Origin of the sequence: Pseudomonas ficuserectae, from assembly GCF_024584585.1 — a bacterium.
GTDB lineage: Bacteria > Pseudomonadota > Gammaproteobacteria > Pseudomonadales > Pseudomonadaceae > Aquipseudomonas > Aquipseudomonas amygdali.
The window spans coordinates 728,315-748,609 of the sequence record NZ_CP085684.1; the positions used below are offsets into that span (position 1 = coordinate 728,315).

Annotated in this window: 29 protein-coding genes; 25 read left to right on the top strand and 4 right to left on the bottom strand. The window is 56.4% G+C overall.

What is annotated here, in order from left to right:
- Positions 1-9: 9 nt before the first annotated feature.
- The 23 genes from rpsC to bfr all read left to right on the top strand — a co-directional run bounded on the left by rpsC (position 10) and on the right by bfr (position 12,524).
- Positions 10-696 carry a 30S ribosomal protein S3 gene (gene rpsC / locus LJU29_RS03235; protein WP_003176422.1) on the top strand — a complete coding sequence of 229 codons (687 nt, stop codon included), beginning with the start codon at positions 10-12 and terminating at the stop codon, positions 694-696.
- Between the two features lie 12 nt (positions 697-708).
- A complete protein-coding gene (gene rplP / locus LJU29_RS03240; protein ID WP_002555482.1) occupies positions 709-1,122 on the top strand; it encodes a 50S ribosomal protein L16 in 414 nt (137 codons plus the stop codon).
- Entirely contained in the window at positions 1,122-1,313 is a 192-nt protein-coding gene (gene rpmC, locus LJU29_RS03245; RefSeq protein WP_002555481.1) for a 50S ribosomal protein L29, read from the top strand. Before rplP ends, rpmC begins: the two co-directional genes overlap by 1 nt.
- A 2-nt stretch (positions 1,314-1,315) precedes the next feature.
- Positions 1,316-1,582 carry a 30S ribosomal protein S17 gene (gene rpsQ / locus LJU29_RS03250; RefSeq protein ID WP_002555480.1) on the top strand — a complete coding sequence of 89 codons (267 nt, stop codon included), beginning with the start codon at positions 1,316-1,318 and terminating at the stop codon, positions 1,580-1,582.
- A 23-nt stretch (positions 1,583-1,605) separates the two neighbouring features.
- On the top strand, positions 1,606-1,974 hold the full coding sequence (gene rplN, locus LJU29_RS03255) for a 50S ribosomal protein L14 (RefSeq protein WP_002555479.1): 369 nt from the start codon (positions 1,606-1,608) through the stop codon (positions 1,972-1,974).
- A gap of 11 nt (positions 1,975-1,985) precedes the next feature.
- On the top strand, positions 1,986-2,300 hold the full coding sequence (gene rplX / locus LJU29_RS03260; RefSeq protein ID WP_002555478.1) for a 50S ribosomal protein L24: 315 nt from the start codon (positions 1,986-1,988) through the stop codon (positions 2,298-2,300).
- Between the two features lie 20 nt (positions 2,301-2,320).
- Entirely contained in the window at positions 2,321-2,860 is a 540-nt protein-coding gene (gene rplE / locus LJU29_RS03265; protein WP_002555477.1) for a 50S ribosomal protein L5, read from the top strand.
- A 13-nt stretch (positions 2,861-2,873) separates the two neighbouring features.
- Positions 2,874-3,179 carry a 30S ribosomal protein S14 gene (rpsN, locus tag LJU29_RS03270; RefSeq protein WP_002555476.1) on the top strand — a complete coding sequence of 102 codons (306 nt, stop codon included), beginning with the start codon at positions 2,874-2,876 and terminating at the stop codon, positions 3,177-3,179.
- 214 nt (positions 3,180-3,393) lie between these two features.
- Entirely contained in the window at positions 3,394-3,786 is a 393-nt protein-coding gene (rpsH, locus tag LJU29_RS03275) for a 30S ribosomal protein S8 (protein ID WP_002555475.1), read from the top strand.
- A 12-nt stretch (positions 3,787-3,798) separates the two neighbouring features.
- Positions 3,799-4,332 carry a 50S ribosomal protein L6 gene (gene rplF / locus LJU29_RS03280; RefSeq protein ID WP_002555474.1) on the top strand — a complete coding sequence of 178 codons (534 nt, stop codon included), beginning with the start codon at positions 3,799-3,801 and terminating at the stop codon, positions 4,330-4,332.
- 10 nt (positions 4,333-4,342) lie between these two features.
- A complete protein-coding gene (gene rplR / locus LJU29_RS03285; RefSeq protein ID WP_002555473.1) occupies positions 4,343-4,693 on the top strand; it encodes a 50S ribosomal protein L18 in 351 nt (116 codons plus the stop codon).
- Positions 4,694-4,696: 3 nt separating this feature from the next.
- On the top strand, positions 4,697-5,197 hold the full coding sequence (gene rpsE / locus LJU29_RS03290) for a 30S ribosomal protein S5 (RefSeq protein WP_003317099.1): 501 nt from the start codon (positions 4,697-4,699) through the stop codon (positions 5,195-5,197).
- A 2-nt stretch (positions 5,198-5,199) separates the two neighbouring features.
- A complete protein-coding gene (rpmD, locus tag LJU29_RS03295; protein WP_257111637.1) occupies positions 5,200-5,376 on the top strand; it encodes a 50S ribosomal protein L30 in 177 nt (58 codons plus the stop codon).
- 3 nt (positions 5,377-5,379) lie between these two features.
- Positions 5,380-5,814, top strand: coding sequence for a 50S ribosomal protein L15 (gene rplO / locus LJU29_RS03300; protein ID WP_002555470.1), 435 nt, complete (start codon positions 5,380-5,382; stop codon positions 5,812-5,814).
- On the top strand, positions 5,815-7,149 hold the full coding sequence (secY, locus tag LJU29_RS03305; RefSeq protein ID WP_002555469.1) for a preprotein translocase subunit SecY: 1,335 nt from the start codon (positions 5,815-5,817) through the stop codon (positions 7,147-7,149).
- Positions 7,150-7,177: 28 nt separating this feature from the next.
- Positions 7,178-7,294 carry a 50S ribosomal protein L36 gene (rpmJ, locus tag LJU29_RS03310; RefSeq protein ID WP_002555468.1) on the top strand — a complete coding sequence of 39 codons (117 nt, stop codon included), beginning with the start codon at positions 7,178-7,180 and terminating at the stop codon, positions 7,292-7,294.
- Between the two features lie 130 nt (positions 7,295-7,424).
- Positions 7,425-7,781 (top strand): 30S ribosomal protein S13, encoded by a 357-nt coding sequence (gene rpsM / locus LJU29_RS03315; protein WP_002555467.1) that lies wholly within the window; start codon positions 7,425-7,427, stop codon positions 7,779-7,781.
- A 30-nt stretch (positions 7,782-7,811) separates the two neighbouring features.
- Positions 7,812-8,201 carry a 30S ribosomal protein S11 gene (rpsK, locus tag LJU29_RS03320; RefSeq protein WP_002555466.1) on the top strand — a complete coding sequence of 130 codons (390 nt, stop codon included), beginning with the start codon at positions 7,812-7,814 and terminating at the stop codon, positions 8,199-8,201.
- An 18-nt stretch (positions 8,202-8,219) separates the two neighbouring features.
- Positions 8,220-8,840, top strand: coding sequence for a 30S ribosomal protein S4 (gene rpsD / locus LJU29_RS03325; protein ID WP_002555465.1), 621 nt, complete (start codon positions 8,220-8,222; stop codon positions 8,838-8,840).
- 22 nt (positions 8,841-8,862) lie between these two features.
- Positions 8,863-9,864 carry a DNA-directed RNA polymerase subunit alpha gene (locus LJU29_RS03330; RefSeq protein WP_002555464.1) on the top strand — a complete coding sequence of 334 codons (1,002 nt, stop codon included), beginning with the start codon at positions 8,863-8,865 and terminating at the stop codon, positions 9,862-9,864.
- Positions 9,865-9,905: 41 nt separating this feature from the next.
- Positions 9,906-10,292: a 50S ribosomal protein L17 gene (rplQ, locus tag LJU29_RS03335; RefSeq protein ID WP_002555463.1), complete on the top strand. Its 387-nt coding sequence runs from the start codon at positions 9,906-9,908 to the stop codon at positions 10,290-10,292.
- Between the two features lie 167 nt (positions 10,293-10,459).
- Positions 10,460-11,905 carry a catalase gene (locus LJU29_RS03340; protein WP_257111638.1) on the top strand — a complete coding sequence of 482 codons (1,446 nt, stop codon included), beginning with the start codon at positions 10,460-10,462 and terminating at the stop codon, positions 11,903-11,905.
- Between the two features lie 154 nt (positions 11,906-12,059).
- Entirely contained in the window at positions 12,060-12,524 is a 465-nt protein-coding gene (bfr, locus tag LJU29_RS03345; protein ID WP_002555461.1) for a bacterioferritin, read from the top strand.
- Positions 12,525-12,618: 94 nt separating this feature from the next.
- Here the strand turns inward: bfr and uvrA are convergent, their stop codons facing one another.
- Positions 12,619-15,453: an excinuclease ABC subunit UvrA gene (gene uvrA, locus LJU29_RS03350; protein ID WP_002555460.1), complete on the bottom strand. Its 2,835-nt coding sequence runs from the start codon at positions 15,451-15,453 to the stop codon at positions 12,619-12,621.
- A 129-nt stretch (positions 15,454-15,582) separates the two neighbouring features.
- On the opposite strand from uvrA, the gene LJU29_RS03355 reads away from it, so the two are divergent.
- A complete protein-coding gene (locus LJU29_RS03355) occupies positions 15,583-16,977 on the top strand; it encodes an MFS transporter (RefSeq protein ID WP_257111639.1) in 1,395 nt (464 codons plus the stop codon).
- 9 nt (positions 16,978-16,986) lie between these two features.
- A complete protein-coding gene (locus LJU29_RS03360) occupies positions 16,987-17,550 on the top strand; it encodes a single-stranded DNA-binding protein (protein ID WP_257111640.1) in 564 nt (187 codons plus the stop codon).
- A 129-nt stretch (positions 17,551-17,679) separates the two neighbouring features.
- Here the strand turns inward: LJU29_RS03360 and LJU29_RS03365 are convergent, their stop codons facing one another.
- From LJU29_RS03365 to LJU29_RS03375, 3 genes are read right to left on the bottom strand one after another with little or no spacing between them, the layout of a single operon-like run.
- On the bottom strand, positions 17,680-18,792 hold the full coding sequence (locus LJU29_RS03365; RefSeq protein WP_257111641.1) for an endo-1,4-beta-xylanase: 1,113 nt from the start codon (positions 18,790-18,792) through the stop codon (positions 17,680-17,682).
- Positions 18,792-19,535: an inositol monophosphatase family protein gene (locus LJU29_RS03370; RefSeq protein WP_005753240.1), complete on the bottom strand. Its 744-nt coding sequence runs from the start codon at positions 19,533-19,535 to the stop codon at positions 18,792-18,794. Before LJU29_RS03370 ends, LJU29_RS03365 begins: the two co-directional genes overlap by 1 nt.
- The gene (locus tag LJU29_RS03375) at positions 19,532-20,293 is read right to left on the bottom strand and encodes a glycerophosphoryl diester phosphodiesterase (RefSeq protein WP_257111642.1); all 762 of its coding nucleotides are present in this window, start codon (positions 20,291-20,293) and stop codon (positions 19,532-19,534) included. Before LJU29_RS03375 ends, LJU29_RS03370 begins: the two co-directional genes overlap by 4 nt.
- Between the last annotated feature and the right edge of the window lie 2 nt (positions 20,294-20,295).

Genomic DNA, 20,295 nt, shown 5'->3' on the forward strand with positions numbered 1-20,295 from the left:
GTCGAAGAGATGGGTCAGAAAGTACATCCCATTGGCATTCGCCTGGGAATCGTCAAGGAGCACACCTCCGTCTGGTACGCAGACGGTCGGACTTATGCGGACTATTTGTTCGCTGATCTGAAAGTGCGTGAGTACCTCCAAGACAAATTAAAAAGCGCGTCCGTCAGCCGTATCGATATCCATCGTCCGGCTCAGACAGCACGTATCACCATCCACACCGCTCGTCCAGGTATCGTTATCGGGAAGAAAGGTGAAGATGTTGAGAAACTGCGTCAGGACCTGACCAAGCAAATGGGTGTGCCTGTGCACATCAATATCGAAGAGATCCGTAAGCCGGAGCTCGACGGTATGCTGGTTGCGCAGAGCGTAGCTCAGCAGCTGGAGCGTCGTGTAATGTTCCGTCGCGCTATGAAGCGCGCTGTTCAGAACGCCATGCGCATTGGTGCCAAAGGCATCAAAATCCAAGTGAGCGGTCGTCTCGGCGGTGCTGAAATCGCACGTACTGAATGGTATCGCGAAGGTCGTGTGCCACTGCACACCCTGCGTGCCGACATCGACTATGCCAACTACGAAGCTCACACCACTTACGGTGTGATCGGTGTAAAGGTTTGGATCTTCAAAGGCGAAGTAATTGGTGGTCGCCAAGAAGAACTGAAACCACAAGCACCAGCGCCTCGTAAAAAAGCTGCTAAGTAAGGGGTACGCCAAATGTTGCAACCAAAGCGTACGAAGTTCCGTAAGCAGATGACCGGCCACAACCGTGGTCTGGCACTGCGCGGTAGCAAAGTCAGCTTCGGCGAGTTCGCGCTGAAGTCTGTTGCTCGTGGTCGTCTCACCGCTCGTCAGATCGAGTCAGCGCGTCGTGCTCTGACCCGTCACGTTAAACGTGGCGGCAAGATCTGGATCCGTGTGTTCCCGGACAAGCCTGTTACCAAAAAGCCACTCGAAGTTCGGATGGGTAAAGGTAAGGGTAACGTGGAGTACTGGGTTGCCCAGATTCAGCCAGGCAAAGTCCTGTATGAAATCGAGGGTGTTACTGAAGAGCTGGCGCGTGAGGCTTTCGCCCTGGCTGCTGCAAAGCTGCCGCTCGCCACCTCCTTTGTTAAGCGGACGGTGATGTGATGAAAGCGAATGAACTTCGTGAAAAATCAGCACAGCAGCTGAACGAGCAACTGCTCGGCCTGCTGCGCGACCAGTTCAATCTGCGTATGCAGAAAGCAACTGGCCAGTTGGGGCAGTCTCATCTGCTCTCGCAAGTTAAGCGTGACATCGCTCGCGTGAAAACTGTGCTCAACCAGCAGGCAGGTAAGTAATCATGGCTGAAGCCGAAAAAACTGTCCGTACGCTGACTGGCCGTGTTGTCAGCGACAAGATGGACAAGACCATCACCGTTCTGATCGAGCGTCGCGTAAAGCACCCGATCTACGGTAAATACGTTAAGCGTTCGACTAAGCTGCACGCGCACGACGAAACCAACCAATGCCATATCGGCGACAAGGTCACGATTCGTGAAACTCGTCCGGTAGCCAAGACCAAGTCTTGGGCGTTGGTTGATATCCTCGAACGCGCTGTGGAAGTCTAAGGGCTAGGGGTCGGAGAAATTATATGATTCAGACTCAATCCATGCTCGATGTGGCCGATAACAGCGGCGCACGCCGCGTTATGTGCATCAAGGTGCTGGGTGGCTCCCATCGTCGTTACGCTGGTATCGGTGACATCATCAAAGTGACCGTCAAGGAAGCAATTCCGCGCGGTAAGGTGAAAAAAGGCCAGGTGATGACTGCAGTTGTAGTCCGCACTCGCCACGGTGTTCGTCGTGCAGACGGCTCCATCATCCGCTTTGACGGCAACGCTGCTGTTCTGTTGAACAACAAGCAAGAGCCGATCGGTACCCGTATCTTTGGGCCAGTGACCCGTGAACTTCGTACTGAGAAGTTCATGAAAATCGTCTCGCTCGCCCCTGAAGTGCTTTAAGGAGATCCGACATGCAAAAGATTCGTCGTGACGACGAGATCATCGTGATCGCCGGCAAAGACAAAGGTAAGCGCGGTAAGGTGCTCAAGGTTCTCGCTGACGACCGTCTGGTCGTTGGTGGGATCAACCTGGTGAAGCGTCATACCAAGCCAAACCCGATGTCGGGCGTACAGGGCGGTATCGTCGAGAAAGAAGCGCCACTGCACGCTTCCAACGTCGCCATTTTCAACGGCGCAACCAACAAGGCTGACCGCGTTGGTTTCAAAGTTGAAGACGGCAAGAAAATTCGTGTCTTCAAGTCGACCCAAAAAGCGGTTGATGCTTGAACACTGCTAGGTAGAAGACCATGGCACGACTAAAAGAGATTTACCGGAAGGAAATCGCTCCGAAACTTAAGGAAGAACTTAAGCTTTCGAACGTGATGGAAGTCCCGCGCGTTACCAAAATCACCCTGAACATGGGTCTGGGCGAAGCGATCGGCGACAAAAAAGTCATCGAGCACGCTGTTGCTGACCTGGAAAAGATCACCGGTCAAAAAGTCGTTGTGACTTACGCTCGGAAATCCATCGCTGGCTTTAAAGTCCGCGAAGGTTGGCCGATCGGCGTCAAAGTGACTCTGCGCCGCGATCGTATGTATGAATTCCTGGATCGTCTGCTGTCGATCTCCCTGCCTCGGGTTCGCGACTTCCGCGGCCTGAATGCCAAGTCCTTCGATGGTCGTGGTAACTACAGCATGGGCGTGAAAGAGCAGATCATTTTCCCGGAAATCGACTACGACAAGATCGATGCTCTCCGCGGTCTGGACATTACCCTGACCACCACTGCCAAGAACGATGACGAAGGCCGCGCATTGCTGCGTGCTTTCAAATTCCCGTTCCGCAACTGATTGGAGTAGGAAAATGGCCAAGAAGAGCATGAAAAACCGTGAGCTGAAGCGTCAGCTCACCGTTGCCAAGTACGCCAAGAAGCGTGCAGAGCTGAAAGCTATCATCGTTGATCTGAACGCAAGTCCAGAAGCACGTTGGGAAGCGACCGTAGCCCTGCAGAAGCAACCACGTGACGCAAGCGCTGCGCGCATGCGTAACCGTTGCCGCATCACTGGTCGTCCACACGGCGTCTACCGCAAGTTCGGCCTCGGCCGTAACAAGCTGCGTGAAGCAGCAATGCGTGGCGACGTTCCAGGTCTGGTTAAAGCCAGCTGGTAAGGCGACACCTCTCGCTTCGTTCCGCCGGCTACGCAAGTCGCCGGTCGGGATGAGGCCTGAATTTGAATCAAGCCCCTTTTGGGGCTTGATTCATTTCCGGGGTAGGACTAGAATTGCCGGCTCGCCTGAGCCCGTGTTTTTACTTGCCCGGAAGTTCTCGGCGATCAAGCTGTAGCCGCAAGGCTAATTATTTTGTTTTAGGAGCGTCTAGCCCATGAGTATGCAGGACCCGTTAGCGGACATGCTAACTCGTATCCGTAATGCCCAGATGGCTGAAAAGCCCGTCGTAAGCATGCCATCTTCCACGTTGAAGGTTGCTGTAGCAAAAGTCCTGAAGGACGAAGGCTACATTGCGGGTTATCAGATCAGCAGCGAAGTTAAATCCTCGCTGTCCATCGAGCTTAAGTACTTCGAAGGCCGTCCGGTCATCGAAGAGGTTAAGCGCGTCAGCCGCCCAGGCTTGCGTCAGTACAAGTCCTCCGATGATCTGCCGAAAGTTCGTGGCGGTCTTGGTGTGTCTATCGTCTCCACCAGTAAAGGTGTGATGACGGATCGTGCTGCGCGCGCTGCCGGTGTCGGTGGCGAAGTGCTTTGCACTGTGTTCTAAGGGGGGGTAAGCATGTCACGCGTCGCTAAGAACCCCGTTAAGCTGCCATCCGGCGTCGAAGTCAAACTCGTCGGCCAGCTGCTTTCGGTGAAGGGTGCCAAGGGCACTCTAGAACTGAACATCCATTCGTCCGTTGAGATTGTTGAAGAAGCTGGTGAGCTGCGTTTCGCTGCTCGCAATGGCGATCAACAAACCCGCGCAATGGCAGGCACCACTCGTGCACTGGTAAACAACATGGTCCAAGGCGTGAGCCAAGGCTTCGAGCGCAAGCTCCAGCTGGTCGGTGTTGGTTACAAGGCGCAAGCAAAAGGCACGGTACTGAACCTTGCACTTGGCTTCTCGCACCCAGTGGACTACGAATTGCCGAATGGCATCACCGCTGAGACCCCCAGCCAGACCGATATCCTGATTCGCGGTATCGATAAGCAGTTGGTTGGTCAAGTGGCCGCTGAGATCCGCGACTTCCGCCGTCCTGAGCCTTACAAAGGCAAAGGTGTGCGTTACGCAGACGAAGTCGTCCGCCGTAAAGAAGCCAAGAAGAAGTAGGGCATAGCAAATGACCGTCAAAAAAGTTACCCGACTGCGTCGCGCTCGCAAAGCACGCCTGAAAATGCACGAGCTGGAAGTCGTGCGTCTCTGCGTGCACCGCTCTTCGCAGCACATTTATGCCCAGGTCATCTCGGCCGACGGCAGCAAAGTCCTGGCAAGCGCCTCGACTTTGGACAAAGAACTGCGTGATGGCGCCACTGGCAACATCGACGCGGCCACTAAGGTTGGCAAGCTGGTCGCCGAGCGCGCGAAAGCCGCGGGTGTATCGCAAGTCGCTTTCGACCGTTCTGGCTTCAAGTACCACGGCCGTGTCAAAGCGCTGGCTGATGCTGCTCGTGAAGGCGGGCTGGAGTTCTAAGTTATGTCAAATCACGACCAAAAACGCGACGAAGGCTACATCGAGAAGCTGGTTCAAGTTAACCGCGTGGCCAAAACCGTAAAAGGCGGCCGTATCTTCACTTTCACTGCGTTGACCGTAGTGGGTGATGGTAAAGGGCGCGTTGGCTTCGGCCGTGGCAAGTCACGTGAAGTGCCTGCTGCGATCCAGAAGGCGATGGAAGCTGCTCGTCGCAACATGATTCAGGTTGATCTGAACGGCACTACCCTGCAGTACGCAATGAAGTCTGCTCATGGCGCCTCGAAGGTGTACATGCAGCCTGCTTCTGAAGGTACCGGTATCATCGCTGGCGGCGCTATGCGCGCAGTGCTGGAAGTTGCTGGTGTCCAGAACGTATTGGCCAAGTGCTACGGTTCGACTAACCCGGTAAACGTGGTTCACGCCACTTTCAAGGGTTTGAAGGGCATGCAGTCTCCTGAGTCGATCGCTGCCAAACGTGGCAAGCGTGTTGAGGAGATCATCTGATCATGGCTACCTTTAAAGTAACGCTGATCAAAAGCATGACCGGCCGCATCCCTAATCACAGATTGTGCATTAAGGGTTTGGGTCTGCGTCGCATCGGTCACACTGTAGAAGTCCTGGATACTCCCGAAAATCGCGGGATGATCAACAAGGCTTACTACATGCTGCGAGTCGAGGGTTAATCGATGAAACTCAATGATCTGAGTCCAGCGCCGGGTTCCCGTCGCGAAAAGCATCGTCCGGGCCGTGGTATCGGTAGCGGTTTGGGCAAGACCGGTGGCCGTGGCCACAAAGGTCAAAGCTCCCGCTCTGGTGGCACTATTGCTCCGGGCTTTGAGGGCGGCCAACAGCCGCTGCATCGTCGCCTGCCAAAATTCGGTTTCGTTTCCCTGAAAGCCATGGACCGCGCAGAAGTGCGTCTGTCCGAGCTGGCTAAAGTGGAAGGCGACATCGTAACTGTGCAGTCCTTGAAAGATGCCAACGTGATTAACCAGAACGTTCAGCGTGTGAAAATCATGCTGTCGGGCGAAGTTACTCGCGCTGTCACTATCAAGGGTATCGCCGCCACCAAAGGTGCGCGTGCGGCTATCGAAGCAGCTGGCGGCAAGTTCGAGGAATAAATGGCTAAGCAAGGTGCTCTCTCTGCGCTCGGCAAAGGCGGTATGTCTGAACTCTGGGCTCGTCTGCGTTTTCTGTTCCTGGCGATTATCGTCTACCGAATAGGCGCGCACATCCCGGTTCCAGGTATTAACCCTGACCGACTCGCAGAACTGTTTCGACAGAATGAGGGGACCATTCTTAGCTTGTTCAACATGTTTTCCGGTGGCGCGCTGGAACGGATGAGCATCTTTGCATTGGGGATCATGCCGTACATTTCGGCATCGATCATCATGCAGTTGATGACCGCCGTCAGCCCGCAACTGGAGCAGTTGAAGAAGGAAGGTGAAGCTGGCCGTCGCAAGATAAGCCAGTACACCCGCTATGGCACCGTTGTCCTGGCTCTTGTTCAAGCTATCGGCATGTCCGTTGGCCTGGCGAGTCAGGGCGTCGCGTTTTCTGGGGACCTGGGTTTCCACTTTGTGGCCGTAACTACCTTCGTGGCAGGTGCGATGTTCATGATGTGGCTGGGCGAGCAGATTACCGAGCGCGGTGTCGGCAACGGTATCTCGATGTTGATCTTCGCAGGTATCGTCGCTGGTCTTCCGAGAGCAATTGGGCAGTCTTTCGAGTCTGCGCGTCAGGGTGATATCAACATCTTCGCTCTGGTTGCTATCGGTTTGCTGGCGGTAGCGATCATCGGTTTCGTGGTGTTTATTGAGCGTGGTCAGCGTCGTATCGCTGTTCACTACGCCAAGCGTCAGCAGGGCCGCAAGGTCTTCGCTGCACAGACAAGCCACTTGCCGCTGAAAGTGAACATGGCTGGCGTTATTCCAGCCATCTTCGCGAGCAGCATTTTGCTGTTTCCGGCTTCGTTGGGGTCCTGGTTTGGTCAGTCTGAAGGTCTGGGCTGGTTGCAGGACATCTCGCAGTCGATCGCTCCTGGTCAGCCGTTGAATATTCTGCTGTTTAGTGCAGGGATTATTTTCTTCTGCTTCTTCTATACGGCGTTGATGTTCAATCCGAAAGACGTAGCGGAAAACCTGAAGAAGTCCGGTGCCTTTATTCCGGGTATTCGTCCAGGCGAGCAGTCGGCGCGCTATATTGATGGCGTTTTGACTCGCTTGACCATGTTCGGTGCTCTATATATGACGGCCGTGTGCCTGCTTCCCCAGTTTCTGGTGGTTGCGGCAAACGTACCGTTCTACCTTGGCGGGACCTCGTTGCTGATCGTGGTCGTGGTTGTGATGGACTTTATGTCGCAAGTGCAATCTCACCTCGTTTCGCACCAGTATGAATCCCTGATGAAGAAAGCCAACCTGAAGGGCTACGGTGGCAGCGGCGGTATGCTGCGCTGAAGCACCCCTAAGGTTCGAGGAGTTGGTGATGAAAGTTCGTGCATCGGTGAAAAAGCTGTGCCGTAACTGCAAGATTATTCGCCGCGAAGGTGTGGTTCGAGTAATTTGCAGCGCGGAACCACGTCATAAGCAGCGCCAAGGCTGATTGTGATTTGTGCTTAAGCCCAGCAGCTAGTGCGCTGCTGGGTTGATTATTTGTTACTACAGCGATATTATCTTGCGCCCTATTTCTTGGCTTCCGGGGCGTAGGTAGCTGTCAATTGGAGTCCCACTGAATGGCCCGTATTGCAGGCGTTAACATTCCAGATAACAAGCATACTGTTATCTCGCTGACCTACATCTATGGTGTTGGTCGCACCACTGCACAGAAAATTTGTGCAACCACCGGTGTAAACCCAGCGGTGAAAATCAAAGATCTGAGCGACGAGCAGATTGAACAGCTGCGTGGCGAAGTGGCGAAGTTCACCACTGAAGGTGACCTGCGTCGCGAAATCAACATGAAAATCAAGCGCTTGATGGACCTGGGCTGCTACCGCGGTCTGCGTCATCGTCGTGGTCTTCCAGTACGCGGTCAGCGTACCAAGACCAACGCGCGTACTCGCAAAGGTCCGCGTAAGCCGATCCGCAAGTAACCGCACCAGCGCAACGACAGGAATTTAGTCATGGCAAAACCTGCTGCTCGTCCTCGTAAAAAAGTTAAAAAGACAGTGGTTGATGGCATCGCCCACATCCACGCGTCGTTTAACAACACAATCGTCACCATTACCGATCGTCAAGGTAACGCTCTTTCGTGGGCTACCTCCGGCGGTTCGGGTTTCCGTGGTTCGCGCAAGTCCACCCCGTTCGCTGCTCAAGTAGCTGCTGAGCGTGCTGGCCAAGCTGCGCTGGAGTACGGTCTGAAGAACCTCGACGTCAATGTCAAGGGTCCAGGCCCAGGTCGTGAATCCGCTGTCCGTGCATTGAACGGCTGTGGCTATAAGATCGCCAGCATCACCGACGTGACGCCAATCCCGCACAACGGGTGCCGTCCGCCGAAGAAGCGCCGCGTGTAATCCAGGAGACTGTAAGAAATGGCTCGTTACATTGGTCCAAAATGCAAACTTGCTCGTCGTGAAGGCACCGATCTCTTTCTGAAGAGCGGCGTTCGCGCTATCGAATCCAAGTGCAACATCGAAGCAGCTCCAGGTATCCACGGCCAACGCCGCGGTCGCCAATCCGATTACGGTACTCAGCTGCGTGAAAAGCAAAAAGTCCGTCGTATCTACGGCGTTCTCGAGCGTCAGTTCAGCGGCTACTACAAAGAAGCCGCCGGCAAGAAAGGTGCAACAGGCGAGAACCTGCTGCAACTGCTCGAATGCCGTCTTGACAACGTTGTATACCGCATGGGCTTCGGCTCGACGCGTGCCGAATCCCGTCAATTGGTTTCGCACAAGTCGGTCAGCGTAAACGGCAAAACCGTTAACGTTCCTTCTTATCAGGTTCGTGCTGGCGACGTTGTTGCTATCCGCGAAAAAGCTAAGAATCAGCTGCGTATTGTCCAGGCTCTCGATCTGTGTGCCCAACGTGGCCGCGTAGAATGGGTAGAAGTAGACACTGAGAAGAAATCGGGCGTTTTCAAGAACGTTCCAGCTCGCAGTGATCTATCCGCCGACATCAACGAAAGCCTGATTGTCGAGCTCTACTCCAAGTAAGGGCTAGAAAATAGGTGCATCCATGCAGATTTCGGTAAATGAGTTCCTGACACCCCGCCATATTGATGTGCAGGTTGTCAGTCCAACCCGCGCCAAGATCACTCTCGAGCCTCTCGAGCGTGGTTTCGGCCATACCCTGGGCAACGCGCTTCGCCGCATTTTGTTGTCCTCCATGCCCGGCTGTGCAGTAGTCGAGGCCGAGATTGACGGTGTACTCCATGAGTACAGCGCCATCGAAGGTGTACAGGAAGACGTCATTGAAATCCTGTTGAACCTTAAAGGTCTGGCTATCAAGCTGCACGGTCGAGACGAAGTTACGCTGACCTTGTCGAAGAAGGGTTCGGGGGTGGTTACCGCTGCCGATATTCAGCTGGATCATGATGTCGAGATCGTTAACCCCGATCACGTAATCGCTAACCTGGCGTCTAACGGCGTCTTGAACATGAAGCTCACCGTAGCTCGTGGTCGTGGTTATGAGCCGGCAGACTCGCGTCAAAGCGATGAAGACGAAAGCCGCAGCATTGGTCGCTTGCAGCTTGATTCTTCGTTCAGCCCGGTTCGTCGTATCGCATACGTGGTGGAAAACGCCCGTGTCGAGCAGCGTACTAACCTGGACAAGCTGGTTATTGATCTGGAAACCAACGGTACTCTGGACCCTGAAGAGGCTATCCGTCGCGCTGCAACCATCCTGCAACAGCAGCTGGCTGCGTTCGTGGACCTCAAAGGCGACAGCGAACCAGTGGTAATCGAACAGGAAGACGAGATCGATCCGATCCTGCTTCGTCCGGTTGACGATTTGGAACTGACCGTGCGTTCGGCCAACTGCCTTAAGGCGGAGAACATCTACTACATCGGCGATCTGATTCAGCGCACCGAAGTAGAGCTGTTGAAGACTCCGAACCTGGGCAAGAAATCCTTGACCGAGATCAAGGACGTTCTGGCTTCTCGTGGTCTCTCCCTCGGCATGCGCCTCGACAACTGGCCGCCGGCAAGTCTTAAGAAGGACGACAAGGCTACGGCCTGATCGTCGTAATCACCGAACGCGAGTTTGGTAAGGAATGAACCATGCGTCATCGTAAAAGTGGACGTCACCTGAGCCGTACCAGCTCTCACCGTAAAGCCATGTTTCAAAACATGGCGGTGTCGCTGTTCGAGCACGAGCTGATCAAAACTACCCTGCCGAAAGCCAAGGAACTGCGTCGCGTTGCCGAGCCGCTGATCACCCTGGCCAAGGAAGACAGCGTTGCTAACCGTCGTCTGGCTTTCGACCGTACTCGTTCGAAAGAAATCGTCGGCAAGCTGTTCAACGATCTGGGCAAGCGCTATGCAACCCGTCAGGGCGGCTACCTGCGTATCCTCAAGTGCGGTTTCCGCGCTGGCGACAACGCGCCAATGGCGTACGTCGAGTTGGTTGATCGTCCTGTCGGTGGCTCTGTAGAAGCCGCTGAATAAGACATCAGTTTGAACAAGAAACCGGGCCTTGCGCCCGGTTTTTTGTTGTCTGGGATTTAAAAAACCTATCGATAGTCATGGCTTAATGAATTCGACGCTGCAATAGTTTTCCACAATACTTCCTCTCAAGCCAATCAACCGGCTATACACACCAGAGGAAGACTTACATGAGCCAGAAGACCCTTACGACCGCCAGCGGTGCACCAGTCGCCGACAATCAGAATTCTCGCTCGGCAGGCCCGCGTGGTCCTTTACTGCTCGATGATTTCCACCTGATCGAAAAGCTCGCTCATTTCAATCGTGAGAATATTCCGGAGCGTCGTGTCCACGCCAAAGGATCGGGTGCTCATGGAACGTTCACCGTTACCCGTGATATCAGCCAATACAGCAGCGCCAAGCTGTTCGACACGGTCGGCAAGCAGACCCCGATTTTTCTGCGTTTCTCCACTGTAGGTGGTGAGCGTGGCTCGGCGGACACCGAACGTGATCCGCGCGGCTTTGCAATCAAGTTTTACACCGAGGAAGGTAACTGGGACATCGTGGGTAACAACACGCCAGTGTTCTTTATCCGTGACCCTCTGAAATTTCCTGACTTCATTCACACGCAGAAACGTCTTCCGCAAACCAACCTGAAAAGCCCGCAAATGATGTGGGATTTCTGGTCGCATTCGCCTGAAGCGCTGCACCAGGTCACTATTCTGTTCTCGGACCGAGGCATTCCGGACGGCTATCGTCACATGCACGGTTTTGGTAGCCATACGTACAGCCTGATCAGCGCAGCAGGTGAGCGTCATTGGGTGAAGTGGCACTACAAGACCCGGCAGGGCATCAAGAACCTCACGCCAGACGAGGCTGCGCGCATTGCGGGTACTGATCCCGATTACGCCCAGCGCGATCTGTTCACTGCTATCGAGAGGGGTGACTTCCCCAAGTGGCAGGTCTGCATTCAGCTGATGAGCGAAGCCCAGGCTGCGAACCACCACGAGAACCCGTTCGACGTGACCAAGACCTGGTCGCAGAAGGAATATCCGCTGATTGAAGTAGGTGAACTGGAGCTGAACCGTAACCCGCTCAACTACTTTGCCGAGGTTGAGCAAGCAGCGTTTGGTCCCAGCAATATGGTGCCCGGGGTTGGCTTGTCACCGGACCGCATGCTGCAAGGGCGGGTGTTTGCTTACGCCGATGCACATCGCTATCGCGTAGGTACCAATCACCAGCAATTGCCGATCAATGCACCGAGAAACCCAGTGCATAGCTACCAGCGTGACGGGTCGATGGCCTCCGGTACCAATGGCGGGGCGGCTCCGAACTATGAGCCAAACAGCTATTCGGATGCGCCGAAGGAAGATCCGCGCTACGCAGAACCTGCGCTGGCTTTGAGTGGTGCCGCAGGTCGTCATGATCATCGCGTGGACGGCGATTACTACAGTCAGGCGGGCAAGTTGTTCAACCTGATGAGCGCTGATCAAAAAGCGCTACTGATCAGTAACATTGCCGGCGCGATGGGGGGTGTTTCCAGTGACATCGTGCAGCGTCAGTTGCAGCATTTCTACAAGGCTGATCCGGCCTACGGGGAAGGCATTGCCAACGCTCTGGGTATAAAACTGGGCTGAGTCGAAGTGAGAAACAGAACCGCCCTCATTTGGGCGGTTTTTCGCTTCTTAACGGCGTAATTTCGCCACTTTTCGTCGGTTTATTGCGTTTTTCTCAGTGACCTTGCGCGGCGCTTGGTTCAAACTATCGGCTTTGAAGCAGGAGTCTGGTGCGATGCAAGGCCACCCCGAAGTAATCGATTATCTCAACACGTTGCTCACGGGCGAACTGGCGGCTCGTGACCAATATTTCGTTCACTCACGCATGTACGAAGACTGGGGCTTTTCGAAGCTCTATGAGCGTATCAACCACGAGATGGAAGAAGAGGCACAACACGCTGATGCGCTGATGCGTCGTATCCTGATGCTTGAAGGCACGCCACGCATGCGTCCGGATGATCTGGACGTCGGCACCACAGTGCCTGAGATGCTCGCCAGCGATCTGCGTCTGGAATACAAGGTTCGTGCTGCGCTGTGCAAGGGCATCGAGCTCTGTGAGCTGCACGGTGACTACGTGACCCGTGAAATCCTGCGTGTGCAACTGGCCGATACGGAAGAAGACCACACTTATTGGCTTGAACAGCAGATGGGCTTGATCAAGTCCATCGGCCTGCAGAATTACCTGCAATCGCAGTTCTGATTCGGCAGCCATAAAAAAGGCTCCTGCACTTGCGTGACAGGAGCTTTTTTGTACCTGGGTCTGACCGAAACCAGACCCGTTTTCGCAATGCCGGTTAAGCCCTGTCTCTGATCAACAGAGGCTTCAGGTAATGCCCGGTGTACGACTGCTCCATCTCGGCGACCTGTTCAGGTGTGCCGGTCGCAATGATCTGCCCGCCTCTTGAACCGCCTTCCGGCCCCAGGTCCACCAGCCAGTCCGCCGTCTTGATGACATCCAGGTTGTGCTCGATCACCACTACCGTGTTGCCGTGGTCGCGTAAGCGATGCAATACATCCAGCAACTGCTGAATATCCGCAAAGTGCAGGCCCGTGGTCGGCTCGTCGAGGATGTACAGCGTTTTGCCAGTGTCGCGCTTGGACAGCTCGCGTGACAGCTTGACCCGTTGCGCCTCACCGCCTGACAGTGTTGTGGCCGATTGCCCCAGCTTGATATAGGAAAGTCCTACATCCATCAGGGTTTGTAGCTTGCGCGCCAGTGCAGGAACGGCGTCGAAGAACTCTCGAGCTTCCTCGATGGTCATTTCCAGCACTTCGTGTACGTTCTTGCCTTTGTACTTGATCTCAAGCGTTTCGCGGTTGTAACGCTTGCTCTTGCACACATCGCAGGGCACGTAGATGTCCGGCAGAAAGTGCATCTCGACCTTGATCAGCCCGTCGCCCTGGCACGCCTCGCAGCGTCCGCCCTTGACGTTGAACGAGAACCGGCCCGGACCGTAGCCCCGTGAACGCGATTCCGGTACACCGGCAAACAGTTCACGAATCGGCGTGAACAGCCCGGTATAGGTCGCCGGGTTGGAGCGCGGCGTACGACCAATAGGGCTCTGGTCAATGTCGACGACCTTGTCCAGATGCTGCAGGCCATTGATGCTGTCGTGGGCGGCCGCCTCAAGCGTCGTGGCACCGTTCAACGCCGTAGCGCTCAGCGGAAACAGTGTGTTGTTGATCAGCGTCGACTTGCCCGACCCGGAAACACCCGTCACGCAGGTCAGCAGACCAATCGGAATATCGAGATTGACGTTCTGCAGGTTGTTGCCACGCGCACCTTTGAGCGTCAGCGAGAGCTTCTTGTTACGCGGCGTTCGCTTGGCGGGTACAGCAATCTTCACACGGCCCGACAGGTACTTGCCGGTCAGTGAGTCGGGATGCGACATCACTTCGTCCGGCGTACCTTCGGCAACGATATGACCACCATGCACACCCGCGCCCGGGCCGATGTCGACCACATAGTCGGCCAGGCGAATCGCATCTTCATCGTGCTCGACCACAATCACGGTGTTGCCTATGTCGCGCAGGTGCTTGAGCGTGCCCAGCAAACGATCGTTATCGCGCTGGTGCAGGCCAATGGACGGCTCATCGAGGATGTACATCACCCCGACCAGGCCCGCGCCGATCTGGCTGGCCAGGCGGATACGCTGAGCCTCACCGCCGGACAGAGTGTCCGCGCTGCGATCCAATGTCAGGTAATCCAGCCCGACATTGACCAGAAACTGCAGACGCTCACGGATTTCCTTGAGAATCTTGTCGGCAATTTCGCCGCGCCGTCCGGTCAGCTTGAGCGTCTCGAAGTAATGCGTGGCGTCGCCAATCGGCAGATTGGTCACCGCAGGCAAGGTCTTTTCACCTACCCACACATGGCGCGCCTCACGACGCAAGCGGGTACCTCGGCAATCAGGGCAGGGCTGCGTGCCCAGAAACTTGGCCAGCTCTTCACGCACAGTCGCTGATTCGGTTTCCCGGTAGCGACGTTCCAGATTCGGCACGATGCCTTCGAACGGGTGTGCGCGCTTGACGATATCGCCGCGGTCGTTCAGATAGCGGAAGTCGACACTCTGCGAGCCGCTGCCGTTGAGCAGAACTTTCTGCATGTCGGCCGGGATTTCTTTGAACGGCACTTCCAGACTGAAACCGTAGTGCTTGGATAGCGACCCCAGCATCTGGAAGTAATAGACGTTACGCCTGTCCCAGCCTCGTATCGCGCCTTCGGCAAGCGTCAACTCGGCATTTACCAGCCGCTTGATATCAAAGAACTGCTTTACGCCCAGACCGTCGCAGGTCGGGCATGCGCCGGCCGGGTTGTTGAAGGAGAACAGCTTCGGTTCCAGCTCGCTGATCGCATGGCCACAGATCGGGCAGGCGAAGCGGGCAGAGAAAATCACTTCTTCGCCCGGTTCATCGTCCATGGGCGCGACCAGCGCAATGCCGTCGGCCAGCTTCAAGGCGGTTTCAAAGGACTCGGCCAGACGCTGCTGCAGATCGGCGCGGACCTTGAAACGGTCCACGACCACATCAATCGAGTGCTTCTTCTGCTTGTCCAGCTTCGGCAGCTCATCCAGCTCACACAGCTTGCCGTTGACCCGCGCGCGAACAAAACCTTGCGCGCGCAGCTCTTCAAAGACCGACAGATGTTCACCCTTGCGCTCACGAATAACCGGCGCAAGCAGCATCAACTTGCTGCCTTCGGGCTGGGTCAACACGAGATCGACCATCTGGCTGACGGTCTGCGCTTCCAGCGGGATATCGTGGTCCGGGCAGCGAGGCTGGCCGACGCGCGCATACAAAAGACGCAGGTAGTCGTAGATTTCAGTGATCGTACCCACGGTCGAGCGCGGATTATGAGAAGTAGACTTCTGCTCGATAGAAATCGCCGGCGACAGACCTTCGATCGTGTCGACGTCCGGTTTTTCCATCATCGACAGGAACTGCCGGGCGTAGGCAGACAGCGACTCGACATAACGGCGTTGCCCTTCGGCGTACAGCGTATCGAAAGCCAGTGAAGACTTGCCTGAGCCGGAGAGCCCGGTGATAACGATCAGTTTGTCGCGGGGAAGTGTCAGGTCAATATTTTTCAGGTTGTGGGTTCGTGCCCCACGTATCAGGATCTTGTCCACTGCGGCCTCGCTTGGCGGGCATAAACGACGGAGTATAAGGCTCCGAGCCATTACGCGGCAAAGCGTCGCGTATGTGCTGTACAACGATGGGACTGGTAGAATCGCCGCCGGTTCACACGAGGTTATTCCATGCACGATACCCACAGCGAGCGTATGAGTAGCGGCGAGACCCGCGCAGCAGGCGGTCTGGCCCTGGTGTTCGCGTTCCGCATGCTTGGCATGTTCATGGTTTTGCCGGTTCTGGCAACCTACGGCATGGACCTGGCGGGCGCGAGCCCTGCATTGATCGGTCTGGCGATTGGCGCTTATGGCCTGACCCAGGCAGTGCTGCAGATTCCGTTCGGGATCATTTCCGACCGTATCGGACGGCGACCGGTTATTTATCTCGGCCTGATCATTTTTGCGATTGGCAGCGTGGTGGCGGCAAATGCCGATTCGATCTGGGGAATCATCGCCGGGCGCATCCTGCAGGGTGCCGGCGCGATTTCCGCCGCGGTCATGGCCTTGCTCTCTGACCTGACCCGCGAACAGCATCGCACCAAGGCCATGGCCATGATCGGCATGACCATTGGTCTGTCGTTCGCCATCGCCATGGTGGTGGGCCCGGTGATCACCGGCATTTTCGGTCTTTCGGGATTGTTCCTGGCCACAGGCGGTATGGCCTTGCTGGGGCTTCTGATCGTCGCATTTGTGGTGCCCAAGGCCAATGGCCCGTTGATGCACCGCGAATCCGGAGTTGCCAGACAGGCCCTTGGGGCAACCTTGCGTCATCCCGACCTGCTACGCCTGGATTTGGGTATCTTTGTGTTGCATGCGATGCTCATGTCCAGCTTCGTGGCCTTGCCGCTGGCGCTGGTCGAAAAAGCCGGTTTGCCCAAGGAAGAGCACTGGTGGGTCTACCTGACCGCCTTGCTGGTTTCCTTCTTCGCGATGATCCCGTTCATCATCTATGGCGAGAAGAAACGTCAAATGAAGCGCGTTCTGCTGGGCGCCGTCACAGTTTTAATGCTGGCTGAGCTATTCTTCTGGGCATACGGCGACACGTTGCGGGCACTGGTCATCGGGACAGTGGTATTCTTCACGGCGTTCAACCTGCTGGAAGCGTCCCTGCCATCACTGATCAGCAAGGTTTCACCGGCTGGCGGAAAAGGCACGGCGATGGGAGTTTATTCCACCAGCCAGTTTCTTGGTTCGGCCGCAGGTGGGATACTGGGCGGCCGGTTGTTCCAGCACGGTGGGCTCGATGTGGTGTTCCTTGGTGGTGCAGCCATGGCCGCCGTCTGGCTCGCCTTTGCAGTGACCATGCGAGAACCGCCTTACGTGACCAGCCTACGTCTGCCGTTGTCGCCGCAGGCGCAGCGTGAAGCAGGCCTGGCAGAGCGTTTGATGTCCGTAGCAGGCGTAACAGATGCAGTGGTGGTTGCTGAAGAGGCGGCCATCTACATAAAACTCGACACAAAATTATTGGATCGCGCCTCTCTTGAAAAGCTGGTCAATCCAGCGTCAGAAGCGTGCGAAGCCTAGGAGAACGTTATGGCCCGTGGGGTTAACAAAGTCATATTGGTCGGTACATGCGGCCAGGATCCCGAAGTTCGCTACTTGCCTAACGGTAACGCCGTGACCAACCTGAGTCTGGCAACCAGCGAACAATGGACTAACAAGCAGAGCGGTCAGAAAGTCGAAAAGACCGAATGGCACCGTGTATCGATGTTCGGCAAAGTTGCCGAAATCGCTGGCGAATACCTACGTAAGGGTTCGCAGGTCTACATCGAAGGCAAGCTGCAGACCCGCGAGTGGGAAAAAGACGGTATCAAGCGCTACACCACTGAAATCGTCGTCGACATGCAGGGCACCATGCAACTGCTGGGCGGCCGTCCGCAAGTCGACTCCCAACAAGGTCAGGGCGGCGGCAACTACAACCAGTCCGCACCGCGTCCACAGCAGTCGCGCCCACAGCAATCGGCGCCGCAGCAGTCCGCACCTCAGCAAAACTACAACCAGCAGCCGCCACAACGCGACTCGCGCCCGGCGCCGCAACAGCAAGCGCCGCAGCCAGCTGCTGACTTTGATAGCTTTGATGATGATATTCCGTTCTAGGATATCGCTGGACCCTGCTGTACAGGTCCAGACCCGGAGCCCCCGTTTATCGGGGGCTTCGTCGTTTTCAGGCGTCAAAAAGCGCTGAACCACTTTGGCTGCACTGCTGCCGTGGGAGCCGCTGAGCACCTAAAACAGCTCATCCTTCTGTGTTTGCGCGTTTTCGAAACAATGCGCGATCACCCAGCTCGCCGGCTTCACCTCACCTCGCGGGCCAAACGCTAATGCCCGCTGTGCCAACGGCCCGTTACTGGCCGTGGCGCCTGCAACATGCGGGCTGTCCCAAACCCCCCACGTAATAACGGTAGATACCGAGCGCGTGGCAAGCACCACGTCGAGATACCGCTTATAAGTCGCTGCAACTGATCCATCACGATCTGCGATGGACCCCGTGAAGTGGCTGTCGTCGACGTCCAGTTCCGTGATGTGGATCGACAACCCCATATCACGCACTGCAAGAATAAAGTGGGAAAGGCCCGGACCAAATGTGTCGCCTGCACGCAGATGGGACTGAATGGCCAAGCCGTGTATCGGAATGCCGCGCTGCTTGAGCCCGCGCAGCAGGGCGAGCACAGCAGTGCGTTTGCTTTCGCCGTAATGGGTATCCTTTTCCAGGCCGTAATCGTTGTAGCAGAGCAGGGCGTCCGGGTCAGCCTTGTGCGCAGCCTTGAAGGCTATGTCCAGATAGCGAGGCCCGAGCATCTGATACCAGAATGAATTGCGCAGCCCGTCAGGCTGGCCGTCCTCCAGCTGGATGGCTTCGTTGACGACGTCCCATGCGCTGATGAGGCCGCGATAATGGCTGGCGACGGTACTGATGTGCGCCGTCAGCACTGCTTCGGCGTTCGTCGGGGTGACGGTTTGGTGAACCCAGTCGGGTAAAGAGCGATGCCAGCAGAAAGTATGGCCGCGCATACGCTGTTCATGCGCTTTCGCAAACCCCGCGATTGCGTCGGCGGGTGCGAAGTTGTAACGCTCTGGTTCGGGGTGGACGGTCTGCCACTTCAAGGCGTTTTCTGGCACTACGATGCTGGCCTGACGGGCGACCAGTTGCCGATAGGCCGCATCGTCATTCAGCTTTGCCGGATCAACCGCAAAGCCGAACCGGATACCTTTCTCGGCTGCAGGCTGGCGCAATGCGGGAAAGGTTTCTGCCGCCAGCAGCCTGCTGTTGACGAAGGGCAGGCACGCCAGCAGGCGGACAAACGCAGTCAGAAAACTGCGTCGATTAGCCCGGCGCATTACGCACCAAAAATCTCCATCAACTCCTCACGCCCGACCATCACAGTCATTGACCCTTGCTTCTGCTCGCCTTCAATCGTGCACAGCAATCCAGCTTCTCGACAAATCACTGCGCCTGCTGCGATGTCCCACAGGCTGGTGAATTTCTCCATGTACCCATCCGTTTGCCCCAACGCGGCGAACGCCAGGCCGATGGTTGCGCAGCGATAGCCTGCCAGGCCCCAGCCTTGTTGGCGCAAGGTCAGTTGTAGCCGTCCCAACTCTTCAGCGTCCCATCGGGTATTTTCGCCTACGCCGGCAATACGCAAGTGCTCTGGCGGTTGCGGGCGGACGAAAGGGATGCCGTTGCGCAGCAGGCCCTCGCCGGTGCGGGCTGCGAGGGTGTAGCCCAATGCCGGGTAGGCGACGACGCCGATTTCGGGTTCACCTGCCGACATGTACGCCACCGCGATTCCCCACAATGGGGTGCCGCGCAGGTAATTGCCGGTGCCGTCGATAGGGTCGATAACCCAGCCGTCGGTGATGAATTCGCCGCCCATTTCTTCGCCAAGAATTGCATCGTCGGGGAAGTGTTTGCTCAGCTCTGCACGGAGCAGTTGCTCCACTTCGAAGTCGGCGCGGGAGACGAGGTCTTGTGCGCTTTTGGTGGTGATGTCGAGGGTGTGGCGGTCGTTGAAATATGCCATGGCCAGGCCAGTGGCCTTTTCTACAGCTTGCATGGCGACACTGAGTCGGTTTTTCATTGCAGACAGCCTCCGTTCGGCAGGTTCAACAGGTCCGGGTAATCACTGAGAATCGACTGCGCGCCGTGTTCCAGCAGGTAACGCGCGCGTTTCGGGCTGTTGATGGTAGCCACGGCGAATTCGACGCCGCTGCTTTTCACGCGAACAAGGTGATGGTCATCGAGCATGTCGTCAAGTACGTGAAGTATTCGGCAGTCATATTCGGCCAGCAAAGCGACCGGGTCAGCAGGCGCGACCACCGAGGCGATGGCCAGTGGTACGTCGTTCCACAAGCGGCGGGCGGCAGTTAGCGAGCGCACCGAAAAGCTGGAGACGAACAACCGATCATTGTCGGCGGGCCACAGGCTTTTGAGGATTGGCATCACCACTTCCGCCGTCTCGATATCGTCGCCAATGGTCGGTTTGAGTTCGACTTGCAAACCCAGATTGAGGCGCAGCGCGCAGGCCACGATCTCTTCGAAGGTCGGGATCTGCAGGCCCGCGAATTCAGGCGCGAACCAGCTGCCTGCGTCCAGCGCGCGGATAGCCTTCAGGTCATGCAGCACCACGGCGCCACGGCCGTTGGTGGTGCGGTCCAGCAAGTCGTCGTGAATCACGACAGGCTGGCCATCGCGGGTCAGCTTCACGTCGATCTCGACCCACTCGGCGCCGCACTCGGCGGCTTTCTCCAGGGCCAGCAGGGTATTTTCCGGCACGTAAGCCTTGGCACCACGATGGGCAATCAGGGACGAGCGGACGAGGGGCGCAGTTTTTTGCATGG